Genomic DNA, 15,571 nt, shown 5'->3' on the forward strand with positions numbered 1-15,571 from the left:
TCCCGAAATTCCCGTCAGGTAAAATGGGGAGAAATGTCTCCCCGTCGATCACGCCCCCTTGAACACCGGCTTCCGTTTTTCGAGGATCGCGTCAATCGCCTCGCGGTGATCGTCGAGCTGCTGCAAAACGCCCTGGAACAAGGCCGCCTGATCGAGATTTTCCTTCAGCGTCACGCTCTGCGCGGTGCGCACCAGTTCCTTGGTCTTGCGGATCGCCAGTGGTGGCAGGCCGACGACCATTTCGGCCAGTTCATAGGCCCGTTCAAGCAGCTTGTCGTTCGCCACAACTTCCGACACCAGGCCATAATCCAGCGCCTTGGCGGCATCGATAAATTCGCCGGTGAACAGCATCTGGTTGGCTCGCGCCTGACCGATGATCCGCGGCAGCAGCCAGGCGCCGCCGTCGCCGGGAATGATGCCGACGCGCAGGAAGCTCTCGGCAAAGATTGCGTCCTCACCGGCGATGCGGATATCGCACATGGTGGTCAGATCATTGCCCGCGCCAATCGCGTGACCGTTGACCGCTGCAATCACCGGTACCGAGATTTGTGAAAAAGCAAGCGGGATGCGCTGGATACCGGTCTTGTACCAATTCTCTATTTCCAGCGGCGTCATATTCTGTTCGGCGGTCATCGCCTTGATCTCGTGCAGATTGCCGCCGGAGGAAAAGCTCTTGCCGTTGGCCGCCAGCACGACGCAGCTGACACCCGGGTCTGCATCGGCCTTGTTGATCGCATCGACCAGCGCCTCGCACAGATCCTTTGACAGTGCGTTGCGTGTCTCCGGCTTGTTCAATGTGATTGTAACGATGCGGTCATTTTTCTCGTAGAGAGCGACGTCAGACATCAAGATTTCCTTTTCCCACCTTATTCGTTTCTATGCCGCCGTCATTGCAGGGGATAATGGATTCTGCAAGACTCGCTCCGGCCAACTCGCTAAATGAACGATAATGATGAGACAGGACATCCCGATGGCAAAGCAGAAAAGCGCCGGGTTCACGCTTGTGGAAATGATGGTCGTGTTGCTGATCGTCGGCTTGATGGCATCGATTGTTGTCTTTTCCTTTCCGAGCGGCAGCAGCGCTCTGGAGGAGGATGCCCAGAGGTTTGCCGCGCGCACCGCGGCGTTGCGCGACAATGCGATATTGCAGTCGCGGCCGATGGCGGTGCAGGTCACGCCCTCCGGCTACAGCTTTCTCGAGCGGCGCAAGGGCAGCTGGTCGGTGATCGAGGACAAGCCCTTTGTCTCGACCGACTGGTCCAGCGGCGTCCGCGCCGCAACCGGCGAGACCGGACCGATGATGATCAGTTTTGAAAGCACCGGCCTGCCCGGCGAGCAGGCCGAGCTGGTCTTGCAGGGCAAGGAGCAGAGCCGCCGCGTACTGATCGCCCCGATGGGCGACGTGACGCTTGCCGGAGCGAGGCCATGAAGCCTCCCGGCGAGCGCGGCTTCACGCTGATCGAAATGCTGGTCGCGCTGTCGGTCTTCAGCCTCGCCGCGCTGGCGCTGATCAGGCTGCAGGCCTTCACGACCCACAATGCGGCAGAACTGGAGCTGCGCGTGGTCGCGCAATCGGTGGTCCGCAACCGTGCGGTCGAGATTCTCACCGACCCGCGGCCGCCGGCGCTGGGGAAACAGGAAGGTGCGGTTGAGAACGGTGGCTGGCAATGGCAATGGACGCAGGACGCGAAGCTGACCGAGGACCAGAACTTCATCCAGGTCGATATCAGCGCGCGCGAAGAACAAAGCGGCGCTCCGGCGTCACTAACCATCTTGCGGCCGTCCGGGCTGGTGCTTGACGAACCGCCGGCCACAGCACCTGCCGACTAGCGGAGCGTCGGGAAAATTATCATGTTTGACCTTTGTTTCGACCGGTACACAGGTTAGAAGCGCGAGAAAATTTGGCTGACGGACAGAAAAATGAGCAAACTCGAAGATGCATTGGAAGATTTCGACATGGACGATATTCCGGAAGAGGAAGAGTCGATGCTGGAATGGTGGGATTTTGACGACCGCGACGAGATGGTTGAAGCGGTCGCTGGCGATATCCAGTTCATCATCGAGAGCGCCCTCGACGCGCGCGGTGACGCGCTTCTGGCGCTGCCCGCCAGCGATGAAGCCATGCCGGTGCTCGAGGCGCTGGCGGAAAAGCCGATCAAATGGAAATATGTCACCATCGTGCCGACCGACGATCTGCTGGTGCCGCTCGACGATCCGCGCAGCAATGTAAAAAAGCTGGCGCAACTGTTCCTGACGCGCGGCGCCCGCGTCTTGCCGCTGGCACCGGAGCATGAGGATTATCATATGGCCGGTGCCGCTGCCGATGCCCGGCTGCGCGACACGAAATGGCCGCCGGATCTGGTCCTGCTCGGCATGGGCCCCGACGGCAGCACCGCCGGCATCCGGGAAAGCGCGGATATGGAAGAAGCGCTTGACGGTCCGCCGGAGAAAATCGCCGTTGGCCTGCTGCCCGACGACGGGGATACGCCACTGGTTACAATTACCAAGGCGGCGATTTGCGAAGCGCGGACGGTGGCCGTGTTGCTGCAGGGTGCAAGCAGCCAGACGATGCTCGAATCGGAAATCGAACTGGGTGCTACCAGCATGGCGCCGATCGGCCGGATATTTGCCGATTTGACGGTGCCTGTGGATATCTATGTGGAAAACTAGGCGGTAATATTCTCCTTTGTCGACGGTTGATGTCACTATATATTGATTTAACCACGCGATTAAACCATGGTGCCGGGAAAGCGAGTCGTCGAGTCAGGCGACCGGTATCTTGGAGAACGCCAGACTATGCATCCTTCCGTCCACGCAAGGGAAAATCTTGACAGGCCAGCCGTGATCATGGCGACGTCCGGGCAAATTATCACCTATGGGGAGCTGGACAGGCTTTCGAACCAGATTGCACAGCTTTATCGCAGGCGCGATGTACAGATCGGTGATACGGTCGCCATCTGCATGGAAAATCACCCGCAATTTTTTCCGGTCACCTGGGGATCGCAGCGCTCCGGCCTGTTCCAGGTCGCCATTTCCAGCCGGCTCACAGCAGAAGAAGTCAGCTATATCCTGAAGGATTCAGGCGCCAAGCTGTTGATCGGCTCGCAAAAAATGTTGCCGGTTCTGGATCAGTTGCGCACGCTGAACCCGGATGTCGATCAGCTGGTGTACGGCGCGGATGACGAACGGAATATGGAAGCGGCGCTGGAATCGATTCCCGACACGCCGATTGCCGACGAACGTGCCGGCGTCGACATGCTTTATTCTTCCGGCACCACAGGCCAGCCCAAGGGCGTCAAGCTGCCTTTGCCCGAAGACGAGGATATCGCCGGACCCAATGGCATCGCCGGGTTGGCACAGATGATTTTCGGTTTTCACAAGGACTGCGTCTATCTGTCCCCGGCGCCGCTCTATCATGCCGCCCCATTGCGCTGGAATATTGCGGTCCAGTCGCTCGGCGGGACCAGTGTCATCATGGAGAAATTCGATCCGGAGCAGGCGCTGCAGTTGATCGAGAAATATAAATGCGACGTCGGCCAGTGGGTGCCAACCCATTTCATCCGGATGCTGAAATTGCCCGAAGAAGTGCGCAATAAATATGACGTGTCCTCGATCAAGAGCGCGGTTCATGCTGCGGCTCCCGTGCCCATTCCGATCAAGGAAGCAATGATTGACTGGTGGGGGCCGGTGCTCAACGAATATTATGCCGGGACCGAGGGCAATGGCTTTGTCTTCTGCAACAGCGAAGGCTGGCTCGGTCATAAGGGATCGGTCGGGCAGCCGATCAATTGCGTGGTGCATATCTGCGATGAAAACGGGGAAGAAGTGCCGGTCGGCGAAGAAGGCCAGATCTTTTTCGAGAGCGGCTCCAAGTTCGAATATCATAATGATCCGGAGAAAACCAAGGCGGCGACGCATGAAAAGGGCTGGACCTCGCTCGGCGATGTCGGAAAGCTGGACGAGGACGGCTTTCTCTATCTGACCGATCGCAAAAGTTTCATGATCATTTCCGGCGGGGTGAATATCTATCCGCAGGAAATCGAAAATCTGCTGGTCACCCATGACAAGGTGGCCGATGCCGCGGTCATCGGTGCGCCGGACGAGGATATGGGCGAGAAAGTGGTGGCCGTCGTGCAGCCGATGGATATGGCGGAGGCGGGCGAGGAACTGGCGCAGGAACTGGAAGCCTATCTCCGGCAGTCGCTTTCGGGCGTCAAAGTGCCCCGGCAGATTGATTTTCGTCCCGACCTGCCGCGTCATCCGACCGGCAAGCTCTATAAGCGGCTGCTCCGCGACGAATATTGGAACAAGAAAAATGGCCAATCCAGCTAAAGGATCGAGATGATGGTAACAGAAGCGTATCCAACCTTGTCAGCGGAAATGGGGACAAAGATTATCGACCCGCAAAGCTATGCCGAATGGGATGGCCTGCTCGACACATTCGACTGGCTCCGCGAGAATATGCCGGTCGCACGGGTTGTCGCGGAGGATGACAGCTTCGATCCGTTCTGGCTGGTCACTCGTTATGAAGACGCCATGCATGTGTCCAAGAACAACAAGACTTTCCTCAACCGTCCCCGGTCAACCGTGTTCTCGACGAAAGAGGCAATCGCCTTTTCGGAGCGCGTGACCGGTAGCAAGATGCTCGTGGATTCTCTGGTGACATTTGATGCGCCCATCCACCCCAAATATCGCCGACTGACCCAGGAATGGTTCATGCCGAAAAATCTGAAAACCATGGAAGCGGAAATCGAGGCTCTGGCCAGAACCACCGTCGACCGGCTGGTGAATGCGGGCACCGAGGCCGACTTTGTCCCGCTGGTCTCCGCGCCTTATCCGCTGCACGTCGTGATGCAGATTCTGGGCGTGCCGGAAGAAGACGAGCAGCGCATGCTCTTTCTCACCCAGCAGATGTTCGGCGGACAGGACGAGGACCTGTCGGGTACCGGCATGAAAGACATGACACCGGAACAGATCACCCAGGTGGTCGCGGGCGCGGTAGCCGAATTTGAGCGCTATTTTGCGGCTCTGGCGGCCGACCGGCGGGCAAATCCGACTGATGATGTGGCGAGCGTCATCGCCAATGCCACGGTCGATGGCGAGCCGCTGAATGACCGGGATATGGCCGGCTATTATATCATCGTCGCCAGCGCCGGCCACGACACGACATCGGCATCCACGGCCGGTGCGATGATGGCGCTGGCACAGGACCCGGAACAGTTCGCGCGGGTCAAGGCGGACCGCAGCCTGCTGCCCGGCATCGTCGAGGAAGCGATCCGCTGGACCAGCCCTGTGCAGCATTTCATGCGTACCGCGGCCGAAGATACCGAGGTTGGTGGCCAGAAGATCGCCAAGGACGACTGGCTGATGATTAATTATGTTGCGGCCAATCATGATCCGGACCAGTTTGATGATCCGCGCAAATTCGACGCGGCGCGCTCGCCCAACCGGCATCTCGCGTTCGGCGCGGGCGCCCATCAGTGTCTCGGCCTGCACATGGCGAGGCTGGAGATGAAGATATTGTTCAACGAGTTGCTGGACCGGATCGAGACGCTGGAACTGGCGGGCGAACCGGCGCGCGCCAAATCCACATTTGTCGGCGGCCTCAAAACCCTGCCGATCCGTTATACTCTATCAAAATGAAGGACGCATGCGCCCTTGTAATACAGTATAGACGACTCAATTAGAATGCATGGCACAGCCCAAAGGAGAGCAAGATGGTTACTCAATATAAAAATTTGATCAATGGCGAGATGGTCGGCACGGCGGAAATGCTGGATGTCGTCAATCCGGCCAATGAAGAAGTGATCGGCCAGGTTCCCGCTTGCGGCGAAGCCGAGCTCAACCAGGCGGTTGCCGCGGCCCGAGCGGCGTTCAAGAGCTGGTCAAAGACCCCGATTGATGATCGCCGCAAGGTGGTCCAGGCGATTGCCGGCGTGATCAACGACAATAATGACGAGCTGTTCCGTCTGCTGACCGCAGAACAGGGCAAGCCGCACGCGCAGGCACAGGGCGAGATCATGGGCGCTGCCTATATGGCCGGCTCGCAGGCTACGCTGGAACTGGAAGACGAGATCAACGAGGATAGCGACGAACGGCTGAGCCGTACCCGCCGCGTGCCCGTCGGCGTCGTCGGCGGTATTGTGCCCTGGAACTTCCCGATCATGATGGCGGTGCAGAAAATTGCCCCCGCTTTGCTGTCCGGTTGCACGATCGTGCTCAAGCCGTCTCCGTTTACGCCGCTGACCACCTTGCGTCTGGCCGAGCTGATCAAGGACGTGGCTCCGGCTGGCGTCGTCAACATCATCACCGGCGAAGACAGCCTTGGTCCGTTGATCACGTCGCATCCCGATATCGACAAGATTACCTTCACCGGCTCCACCGCTACGGGCAAGAAGATCATGGAAGGCGCGTCCAAGGATCTCAAGCGGATCACGCTCGAACTGGGCGGCAATGACGCCTCGATTGTCCTCCCCGATGCCAATGTCGAAAAGGTTGCCGAACAATTGTTCTGGTCCAGCTTCACCAATGCCGGCCAGATCTGTGTGGCCGCCAAACGCATCTATATCCACGAGGATATTTATGATGAACTGAGCGCTGCCATCGCGGAATTTGCCAAGAATGTGAAAGTCGGTGACGGTTCGCAGCAGGGCACGGCAGTCGGTCCGATCCAGAACAAGAAACAATATGAGCGGGTGCTGGAGCTGATCCAGGACGCGAAGGACAATGATTATAAATTCCTGGTCGGTGGCGATATGCCCGACGACAGCATCCCGGGCTATTATGTGCCGATCACGATCCTCGACAACCCGCCGGAAGATGCGCGGATTGTGGCCGAGGAGCAATTCGGTCCGGTGATGCCGCTGATGAAATTCAGCACCACCGACGAAGCCATCGCCCGCGCCAATGACAGCGAATATGGTCTGGCCGGTGCGGTCTGGACGGCCAATCCCGACGAAGGCGTTCGCGTTGCCGAGCAGCTGGAAACCGGCACGGTATGGGTCAATGAATTCCTGCACCTGTCTCCCTTTGCACCCTTCGGCGGACATAAACAGTCCGGCTTCGGTGCCGAATATGGCAAGGAAGGCTTGCTCGAATTTACCTATCCGCAGGTAATCACGGTCAAGAAAGACAATGTGCCGGCCTAAGCGGCATTGATGCATCCGGAACAAAGCCGATTATCACTATTGTGATGATCGGCTTTTTTATTTGACGCTAGCGCTTGCGCGGTTTAACCGGTCAGTTAAATTTTCGACTCTCAACCAACCAAAGGAAAAAGATTATGGCAGAAGCCTATATTGTTGACGCGGTACGTACCGCTGGTGGTCGTCGCGGCGGACGTTTGGCCGGTGTGCATCCGGTGGACTTGGGTGCTGCCACGCTTGACGCGATTGCCGACCGCAATGATTTCGATGCGAGCGCAATTGAAGACGTGATTACCGGCTGCGTCATGCAGGGCGGCGAACAGAGCGGCGATGTTGGCCGCAATGCTGTTCTCGCTTCCAAGCTTCCGGACAGCATTCCGTCGGTCTCCATCGACCGGCAGTGTGGTTCCTCGCAGCAGGCAATCCAGTTTGCCGCCCAGGGGGTCATGTCCGGCACGCAGGATATGGTGCTGGCCCACGGCATCGAAAGCATGACCCGTGTACCCATGGGTTCGACCTTCAAACTGTTCAAGGATGCCGGTCTCGGCACCAACAAGTCGGAGCGTCTCGAAGAAGCCTATCCCGGCGTTCAGTTCAGCCAGTTCATGGGCGCGGAAATGATCGTCAAGAAATATGGTTTCTCGCGCGAGCAGCTCGACGAGTTCGCTCTGGAAAGCCACCAGAAGGCGATCAAGGCTGTTGAATCGGGTGCTTTTGACAATGAAATCGTGCCGATCGAAATCGAAACCGCCGAGGGCAAGGAATTGCACAAGGTTGACGAGGGCATCCGCTTTGACGCCAGCATGGAAAGCATCGGCGGCGTTAAGGTTTTGCAGGAAGGAGGCGCGATCACCGCCGCCAATGCCAGCCAGATTTGCGACGGATCGAGTGCGGTTCTGGTCTGTTCCGAACAGGCGCTGAAAGACCATGGTCTGACCCCGCGCGCACGGATCGTCAATCTGACCGTGACCGCCGGTGACCCGGTGATCATGCTCGAAGAACCCTTGTTCGCGACCGATCGCGCACTGGAGCGGGCCGGCATGAAGATCGGTGATATCGATCTCTATGAAGTGAACGAAGCCTTTGCGCCTGTGCCTCTCGCATGGCTCAAGCATGTCGGCGCGGAACGGGCCAAGCTCAACGTCCGCGGCGGCGCGATCGCTCTGGGCCACCCGCTCGGCGCTTCGGGTAGCAAATTGATGGCTACCCTGCTCAACGCGCTGGAGCAGAGCGGTGGCAAATATGGCCTGCAGACGATGTGTGAAGGCGGCGGCCAGGCCAATGTCACGATTATCGAACGCCTCGGTTAATGGAAAATATCGTCATCCTGAACCCGGTTCAGGATGACGACCGATAGAAGAAAGAGAAGATCATGGAACTCAGCAGTAATATTTCAGCCGTTATCACCGGCGGTGCTTCCGGCCTCGGTGCGGCAACCGCCCGTCGCTTGGCTGCCAAGGGCGTCAAGGTTGCCCTGTTCGACCTAAACGAGGAAAAGGGCGAAGCACTGGCATCCGAACTCGGCGGTGTTTTCTGCAAGGTCAATGTGACCGAAGACGAGAGCGTCGACGCCGGCTTTGAAAAGGCCCGCGCCGCCAATGGCCAGGAACGCATCCTGGTGAACTGCGCCGGCATCGGCAATGCAATCAAGACCGTCAGCCGCTCCAAGGAAGACGGATCGATCAAACATTTCCCGCTCGACGCTTTCAATTTTGTCATCCAGGTCAATCTCGTCGGCACGTTCCGCTGCATTGCCAAATCGGCGGCCGGCATGCTGACGCTGGATCCGATGGAAGACGGTGATCGCGGCGCAATGGTCAACACCGCATCGGTGGCGGCTGAAGATGGCCAGATTGGTCAGGCGGCTTACTCCGCTTCCAAGGGCGGCGTTGTCGGCATGACCTTGCCGATCGCGCGTGACCTGTCCCGCGAGGGCATCCGTCTCAACACCATCCTGCCCGGTATTTTCGATACGCCGCTGCTCGCTGGTGCACCACAGAATGTGCGCGACGCTCTGGGCGCCATGGTCCCGCATCCGCCGCGCCTTGGCCAGCCAGACGAATATGCCGCGCTCGCGATGTGCATGATCGAAACGCAATATTTCAACGGCGAAGACGTCCGTCTGGATGGCGCCATCCGGATGGCACCCCGCTAAAAAACCGAACCATCAAGGGCTGCGAGAAACTCGCAGCCCTTTTTGTATCTGATGGAGAAGCCTGTGACCGAATATACGCAGATCCTTTACGACGTCGCCGACAATATCGCGACGATCACGATCAACCGCCCTGAAAAGATGAACGCTTTTACCGGCACAATGATGAAGGAAATGATCGACGCTTTCGACCGGATTGATGCCGATGATGATGTCCGTGCGGTCGTGGTTACCGGTGCCGGGGATCGCGCCTTTTGCGCCGGGGCCGATCTGACCCCCGAACATGGTGGTGGACCCTTTGCCAGCGCCGATCCGGTGGAGGATTATTCCGATCCGCGCGTGCGTGACGGTGGCGGGTTGCTGGTGCTGCGTATCTATCAATGTCTCAAGCCGGTGATCGGCGCGATCAACGGTGTCGCCGTCGGCGTCGGCGCCACGATGTTGTTGCCGATGGATATGCGGCTTGCGAGCGAGGGCGCGCGCTTCGGTTTTGTCTTTGCCCGTCGCGGCATTGCACCGGATGGCGCGGCCAGCTGGTTCCTGCCCAATCTGGTCGGCCGGGCACAGGCGCTGGAATGGTGTATGACCGGACGTGTGTTCGACTCGGCCGAAGCGATCAAAGGCGGTCTCGTCCGTTCGCTGCACAAGCCGGAAGATGTGTTGCCCGCCGCATATGCTCTGGCGCGCGAGATTGTCGACAACACGGCGCCGGTATCGATCGCCGTCACCCGGCAGATGCTGTGGCAATTACCGGCCGCGGGACATCCGATGGAGGCGCATAAGGTCGACAGTCGGATTATCTACAATCGGGCCAAATCTGCCGACGCAAAAGAGGGTATCACAAGCTTTCTGGAGAAGCGCAGTCCGGACTATCCGGATAAAGTGTCGAGCGACTTGCCAGACAGCTTCCCATGGTGGGAAGAACCTGTCTATAAGTGACAGATTAGTGACATAGTGCGTCAAAGGGGAAGACGAATGCCAACCAATAAAATGGGGGCCAAGGAGAGTGAAGCAGGGGCGCGGGACAAGCTGATCGAAACCGCGAGCCAGATCATGCGCAAGGGTGACACGATCGATATTTCCTTCAGCGAACTGTCCGTTCTGTCGGGCCTCAACAGCGCGCTCGTCAAATATTATTTCGGCAACAAGGATGGCTTGCTCGAAGCGATCCTCGAGCGCGACATGGACAATATTCTGGAGCAGGTGGGTCTGCTGATCAAGAAGGACTGGCCGCCGGAGGACAAGCTGCGTCACCATATCGGCGCGGTAATCGATACCTATTATGAATTTCCCTATCTGAACCGGCTGACCATGCGGCTGATTCGCGAACTGCCACCGGAAGGGGCGCGCAAAATTGCCGACAAATATCTGAAGCCGCTCTCTGAGGCCTATAATATTTTTGTTGGAGAAGGCATCAAGTCGGGGGTGTTTCGCGAAGTCGACCCCGACCTGTTCTATTCCGCTGTAACCGGTTCGGCTGATCGGTTCTTCACCGGCAAGCTGGTGTGGAAATATTGCTATGGCCGGGAGGATTTTGACGAGCGGATGCGCGATGCCTATCGCGAGCAGACGGTCGACCTGATCATGTCGGGGATTCTCAAACAATAACCAGCGCTGGGGGGCGATCACATGAGCAAGGCTGCGGAACTATTCGGACTGGCTTTATCACTGGCAATCGCTCCGCCGGCGCTCGCCCATGGCAGCAAGGCGGCAGAGGCCCCGTCCCACGGCCCGGTGATGAGCGCCGATCAGATCTATTCGGCCTTCGGCTGGGATTTTGATACGGTCGAGATCAAAACCCAGAAAGTAGCCGACGGACTCTATGTCCTGTTCGGGCTCGGCGGCAATATCGCGGTGTCGGTCGGCAGGGACGGCACATTGATCGTCGATGACCAGTTCCCGCAGCTGATGCCGAAGATCAAGGAGGCGTTGAAGGAAATCGGCAGTGAAGGCGTCGATTTCGTCGTCAACACCCACTGGCATTTTGACCATGCCGACGGAAATATGACGCTGGGTAAGGACGGTAGCTGGATCGTCAGCCAGTCCAACAGCCGGGCGATGATGCTGGACGACCAGGTCGTCAATTTCGGCCCCTTTGCCGGCGAGCAGAAAGCCTATCCCGAACATGCCCTGTCCGACATCACCTTTGACCGGACCATGCAGTTTCATATCAACGGCCAGAAGATCGACCTGCTGCACGTCGGCCCGGCGCACACCAACGGCGATACGGCGGTTCTCTTTCGCGGGACGAATGCCGTCCATCTCGGCGATGTTTTCAACAATAGCGGCTATCCCTTCATCGACGCCGACAATGGCGGCGACCTCGCGGGCATGATCGCTTTCTGTCAGGCGGTCCATGATACGATCGACGATGATACGATCGTCATCCCGGGGCACGGTCCGGTCACCGACCGCGCCAAGCTGGCCCGCTATATCGAGGTGCTGACCATCATCCAGGGCCGCGTGCAGGCGCTGATCGACGATGGCAAAAGCCTGGCGGAAATCATGGCCGCAAAACCGACGGCGGACTTCGATGAGGAATTCCAAGCCAACGAGATGATGCTGCCAAGCTTCCTCAGCCGTGTCTATGCGAGCCTGACGCGGGAGTAGCTTTTACTCCGCCGCTTCGCCTTCCGGTTCCAGCTTGTCCTGTGTGCGCAATTCGAAATCGCTGGCGTCATGCCTCTCGCGCAGCTGGCCTTCGAGATCACCCCAGGCACGGTTGACCATCTTGCCGCGCTGCACGGCGGGCCGCTCGCCGATCATGTCGGTCCAGCGGTTCATATGCTTGTAGGAAGCGGTGTCGAGAAATTCGGCGGCTTCGTAGACGACATTCTTGACCAGCGCGCCATACCAGGGCCAGATCGCGATATCGGCGATGCTATATTCGTCGCCGGCCATATATTCATTGTCGGCGAGATGGCGGTCGAGTACGTCGAGCTGGCGTTTGACCTCCATCGCGAAGCGGTCGATGCAATATTCGATCTTTACTGGTGCATAGGCATAGAAATGGCCAAAGCCGCCGCCGAGATAGGGGGCGCTGCCCATTTGCCAGAACAGCCAGTTGAGCGCTTCGGTGCGCTTGTTGTGATCGCTGGGGAGGAATGCACCGAATTTCTCGGCAAGATAGAGCAGCATCGAGCCGGATTCGAAAAGCCGCGTCGGTGTGTCGGTGCTATGATCCATCAGCGCCGGGATCTTGCTGTTCGGGTTGATGTCGACAAAACCGCTGCCGAACTGGTCGCCTTCGCTGATATTGATGAAATAGGCGTCATATTCCGCGCCCTTGTGGCCCAGCGCCAGCAGTTCCTCGAGCATGACGGTGACCTTCACGCCATTCGGCGTTGCCATCGAATAGAGCTGCAGCGGGTGCTCGCCGACTGGCAGCTCGACGTCTTTGGTCGGGCCGGCGATCGGGCGGTTGATATTGGCGAAGCGGCCGCCATTGGCCTTGTCCCATTTCCAGACTTTCGGGGGCGTGTAATCGGGCAGATTGTCGGTCATGGATCATTCCTTTTTGGATTGGCCGTTGTTGCTCTGGACAAGCGGTAGCATTTGCAACCGAACCGATCACGCAAGTTTTTCTGCGTCCGCTCCAAGCGGACTTTTGGTCGCAGCCTAGTCGCGCGGCGGAATGCTGTGCACCATGGTCAGGAACTGCAGCGTCGTGCCGGCGCGGCGATGCTCGGACAGAGTCTGATAATCGGGATCCTTATACCAGGCCGTGGCCGCCGTTTCGTTGGGGAAGCGGAACATCACCACCCGGCCTTCGGGCGGAGCTGCGCCTTCGAAGGTGACACTGCCGTCATCATAAGTAATGAACTCCCCGCCATGCCGTTTGAGGATCGGGAAAAATCCCTTTTCATATTCGCGATATTTCGCCGCGTCCTGGACGGTGAAATTGGCGACGACATGGACGGGTTGTTCGGTCATCATCTGTTTCCTAGTTCATTTCCGCGAAGGTCTTGTCTTTGTCTACCCGCACATCCTGTGGCAGGCCCAGCACCCGTTCGGCGATGATATTTTTCAGGATCTCGTCGGTACCGCCGGCGATTCTCAGGCCCGGCGCCCACATGAAGCTTTCCTGGAATATTGCATCGGACGGCGCTTCGTCCTTGTCGACGATCAGGCCGAAATGGTCCTGCATCTCGATCGCGCTGTTGCAGATATCCTGCAGATGGTTGGCGTTGATGATCTTGCCGATGGCATTTTCCGGACCTGGTGTTTCACCGCGCGACAGAGCGGTCTGGGTGCGGAATTTGGTCAGCTTGTAACCCTGCGCCGCGACATACCAGTCGGCCAGTTTGGCGCGGAAGGCCTGGTCGGACAATGTGCCGGCGGAGCGCGCATAATCCATGATTTCCTTCCAGTCGGGACCCGGCGAACCGCCAACCGCGAGTCGCTCGTTCATCAATGTCACCAGCGCAACTTTCCAGCCCATGCCGGGCTCACCGAGCCGGTCGCTGTCGGGAATGCGGACGTCGGTGAAATAGACTTCGTTGAATTCCTTGCCGCCGGACGCCTGATGGATCGGCCGCACATCGACGCCCTTCTGCTTCATGTCGACGATGAACATGGTCAGGCCCTTGTGCTTGGGCACATTGGGGTCGGTACGGACCAGAAGGATACCATAATCGGAATAATGGGCACCGGAAGTCCACACTTTCTGACCATTTATGACCCATTCGTCGCCATCTTTGACCGCTTTTGTCTTGAGACCGGCAACATCCGACCCGGCTGCCGGCTCGGAAAAGAGCTGGCACCAGATTTCCTCGCCCATCAGGGCTTTCTGGACATAGCGCTTCTTATGCTCGTCCGATCCGAAGGCAATCACCGTCGGCACGCACATCCCGAGGCCGATCGCGAACGGGCCGGTCGGCGCATCGAATTTGGCTTCTTCCTGGCCCCAGATGACCTGCTGCATCACGGTGCCGCCGCGGCCGCCCATTTCCTTGGGCCAGGTGATCTGCGCAAAGCCGCCTTCCGCCTTGGTCTTCTGCCAGGCCTTGGCGCGCTCAAGAAAATCCTCGCGGCCACCCGAACGCAAGGCGCCCGGCGTCTTGGGCTTGAGATGCTGCGAGAGAAAGGCGTTCGCTTCGGCGCGAAATTCTGCTTCTTCTGGTGTATCGTTGAAATCCATGTCTAATTCCTTCTAACCATTTTTCGCTTCGAGCGCGCTGACCAGCTTCTCTTTCCAGACCGCCGGGCTGCCCGCCTGCACGGCCAGCAATTTGGCGCGGCGGTAGAAGAGGTGGCAATCCACTTCCCAGGTGAAGCCCATGCCGCCGTGGGTCTGGATATTCTCTTTCGAGGCAAACCAGTAGGCCTCCGAGGCCGCGACCCGGGCGGCCGCTGCCGCCTCGGGCAGCTCGGCGGCGTCGCTCGACAGCGCCCATGCGCCATAATAAGCGTTGGAGCGGGCGACTTCATTCTTCACATACATGTCGGCCAGCTTGTGCTTGATTGCCTGGTTGCCGCCAATGGCGCGGCCGAATGCGACGCGTTCCTTGGCATAGTCATTGGCCATTTCCAGACAGCGCGACGCGCCGCCCAGTTGTTCGAAAGCGAGCAAGACCGCTGCCCGGTCGTTGATCTGGTCGAGCAGCGCCATGCCATTGCCCGCTTCGCCGAGAAGCTCGGCTGATGCGCCGTCGAAACTGATCGTCGCATGGCTGCGCGTCGGTTCGAGCGTCTTGACCGGTTCGCGCGATACGCCGCTCTGGTTGAGGTCAACAATGACGAGGCTCTCGCTGCTGCCGTCCTTCACCAGCACGATGGCGTGCGTGGCGATATCGCCATCGGTGACAGGGATTTTCTTGCCGGAGATCACGCCGTCCTTCAGCCGCGTGGCAATAGTGCCGGCCTTGATCTCGCCCGGCCCTTCGCTGACCGCAATGCAGCCGATCAGGCTGCCGTCGGCCACTTTTGGTAGCAATTGCGATTTCTGCTCGTCGCTGCCCGCCAGTTTTAGCGCCTCGGCAAAGAAATAGGCCGATGACCCGAACGGAACCGGCGCCAGCACGCGACCGAGTTCCTCGGCAATTACGCAAAGCTCGAGCATGCCGAGACCAAGCCCGCCATATTCTTCGGGGATCGCTGCTCCGAGCCAGCCCATTTCGACAATCTGCTTCCAGACGCCTTCATTGTGGCTCTTGCTGTCATCGTCCAGCACTTCGCGGACATGCGCGGTGGTGCATTGGGCTTCCAGAAACTTGCGCGCTTCGTCTCGAAGAAACTTTTGATCGTCGGAAAAATCAAAATTCATGGTCTAGGC

Annotated in this window: 16 protein-coding genes; 11 read left to right on the forward strand and 5 right to left on the reverse strand. The window is 58.6% G+C overall.

The genetic code is table 11. The features are described 5' to 3' along the window. Nucleotides 1–48: 48 nt before the first annotated feature. Nucleotides 49–846, reverse strand: coding sequence for an enoyl-CoA hydratase-related protein (locus tag ACHZCJ_RS12775; RefSeq protein WP_159647290.1), 798 nt, complete (start codon nucleotides 844–846; stop codon nucleotides 49–51). Nucleotides 847–970: 124 nt separating this feature from the next. Here ACHZCJ_RS12775 and gspH point away from each other — a divergent pair, with 124 nt between their 5' ends. From gspH to ACHZCJ_RS12830, 11 genes are all read left to right on the forward strand, one after another. After that, on the forward strand, nucleotides 971–1,429 hold the full coding sequence (gspH, locus tag ACHZCJ_RS12780; RefSeq protein WP_321326924.1) for a type II secretion system minor pseudopilin GspH: 459 nt from the start codon (nucleotides 971–973) through the stop codon (nucleotides 1,427–1,429). Beyond that, nucleotides 1,426–1,830, forward strand: coding sequence for a type II secretion system minor pseudopilin GspI (gene gspI / locus ACHZCJ_RS12785; RefSeq protein ID WP_321326925.1), 405 nt, complete (start codon nucleotides 1,426–1,428; stop codon nucleotides 1,828–1,830). The genes gspH and gspI overlap by 4 nt, the downstream gene beginning before the upstream one ends. A gap of 90 nt (nucleotides 1,831–1,920) precedes the next feature. Next, entirely contained in the window at nucleotides 1,921–2,670 is a 750-nt protein-coding gene (locus ACHZCJ_RS12790) for a 6-phosphogluconolactonase (protein WP_321326926.1), read from the forward strand. Nucleotides 2,671–2,796: 126 nt separating this feature from the next. After that, nucleotides 2,797–4,332: an acyl-CoA synthetase gene (locus ACHZCJ_RS12795; RefSeq protein ID WP_321326927.1), complete on the forward strand. Its 1,536-nt coding sequence runs from the start codon at nucleotides 2,797–2,799 to the stop codon at nucleotides 4,330–4,332. Between the two features lie 12 nt (nucleotides 4,333–4,344). Further along, nucleotides 4,345–5,643, forward strand: a complete 1,299-nt coding sequence (locus tag ACHZCJ_RS12800) for a cytochrome P450 (protein ID WP_321326928.1) — start codon at nucleotides 4,345–4,347, stop codon at nucleotides 5,641–5,643. A 74-nt stretch (nucleotides 5,644–5,717) separates the two neighbouring features. Further along, nucleotides 5,718–7,148, forward strand: coding sequence for an aldehyde dehydrogenase family protein (locus ACHZCJ_RS12805; protein ID WP_321326929.1), 1,431 nt, complete (start codon nucleotides 5,718–5,720; stop codon nucleotides 7,146–7,148). A 134-nt stretch (nucleotides 7,149–7,282) separates the two neighbouring features. Next, a complete protein-coding gene (locus ACHZCJ_RS12810; protein WP_321326930.1) occupies nucleotides 7,283–8,455 on the forward strand; it encodes an acetyl-CoA C-acetyltransferase in 1,173 nt (390 codons plus the stop codon). A gap of 62 nt (nucleotides 8,456–8,517) precedes the next feature. Next, complete coding sequence (locus ACHZCJ_RS12815; protein ID WP_159647304.1) at nucleotides 8,518–9,300, forward strand: SDR family NAD(P)-dependent oxidoreductase; 783 nt, start codon at nucleotides 8,518–8,520, stop codon at nucleotides 9,298–9,300. A gap of 63 nt (nucleotides 9,301–9,363) precedes the next feature. Further along, nucleotides 9,364–10,236: a crotonase/enoyl-CoA hydratase family protein gene (locus ACHZCJ_RS12820; protein ID WP_321326931.1), complete on the forward strand. Its 873-nt coding sequence runs from the start codon at nucleotides 9,364–9,366 to the stop codon at nucleotides 10,234–10,236. 36 nt (nucleotides 10,237–10,272) lie between these two features. Next, nucleotides 10,273–10,905, forward strand: coding sequence for a TetR family transcriptional regulator (locus ACHZCJ_RS12825; RefSeq protein WP_159647308.1), 633 nt, complete (start codon nucleotides 10,273–10,275; stop codon nucleotides 10,903–10,905). Nucleotides 10,906–10,926: 21 nt separating this feature from the next. Beyond that, the gene (locus tag ACHZCJ_RS12830; protein WP_321326932.1) at nucleotides 10,927–11,907 is read left to right on the forward strand and encodes an MBL fold metallo-hydrolase; all 981 of its coding nucleotides are present in this window, start codon (nucleotides 10,927–10,929) and stop codon (nucleotides 11,905–11,907) included. A 3-nt stretch (nucleotides 11,908–11,910) separates the two neighbouring features. Here the strand turns inward: ACHZCJ_RS12830 and yghU are convergent, their stop codons facing one another. From yghU to ACHZCJ_RS12850, 4 genes are all read right to left on the reverse strand, one after another. After that, nucleotides 11,911–12,801, reverse strand: a complete 891-nt coding sequence (gene yghU / locus ACHZCJ_RS12835) for a glutathione-dependent disulfide-bond oxidoreductase (protein WP_321326933.1) — start codon at nucleotides 12,799–12,801, stop codon at nucleotides 11,911–11,913. 114 nt (nucleotides 12,802–12,915) lie between these two features. Further along, nucleotides 12,916–13,230 (reverse strand): DUF1330 domain-containing protein, encoded by a 315-nt coding sequence (locus ACHZCJ_RS12840; RefSeq protein WP_321326934.1) that lies wholly within the window; start codon nucleotides 13,228–13,230, stop codon nucleotides 12,916–12,918. Between the two features lie 10 nt (nucleotides 13,231–13,240). Beyond that, a complete protein-coding gene (locus ACHZCJ_RS12845; RefSeq protein WP_321326935.1) occupies nucleotides 13,241–14,437 on the reverse strand; it encodes an acyl-CoA dehydrogenase family protein in 1,197 nt (398 codons plus the stop codon). Between the two features lie 12 nt (nucleotides 14,438–14,449). Then, a complete protein-coding gene (locus ACHZCJ_RS12850) occupies nucleotides 14,450–15,562 on the reverse strand; it encodes an acyl-CoA dehydrogenase family protein (protein WP_321326936.1) in 1,113 nt (370 codons plus the stop codon). Between the last annotated feature and the right edge of the window lie 9 nt (nucleotides 15,563–15,571).

It is taken from the genome of uncultured Parasphingorhabdus sp., from assembly GCF_963677535.2.
In the GTDB taxonomy this organism is placed as follows: Bacteria; Pseudomonadota; Alphaproteobacteria; order Sphingomonadales; family Sphingomonadaceae; genus Parasphingorhabdus.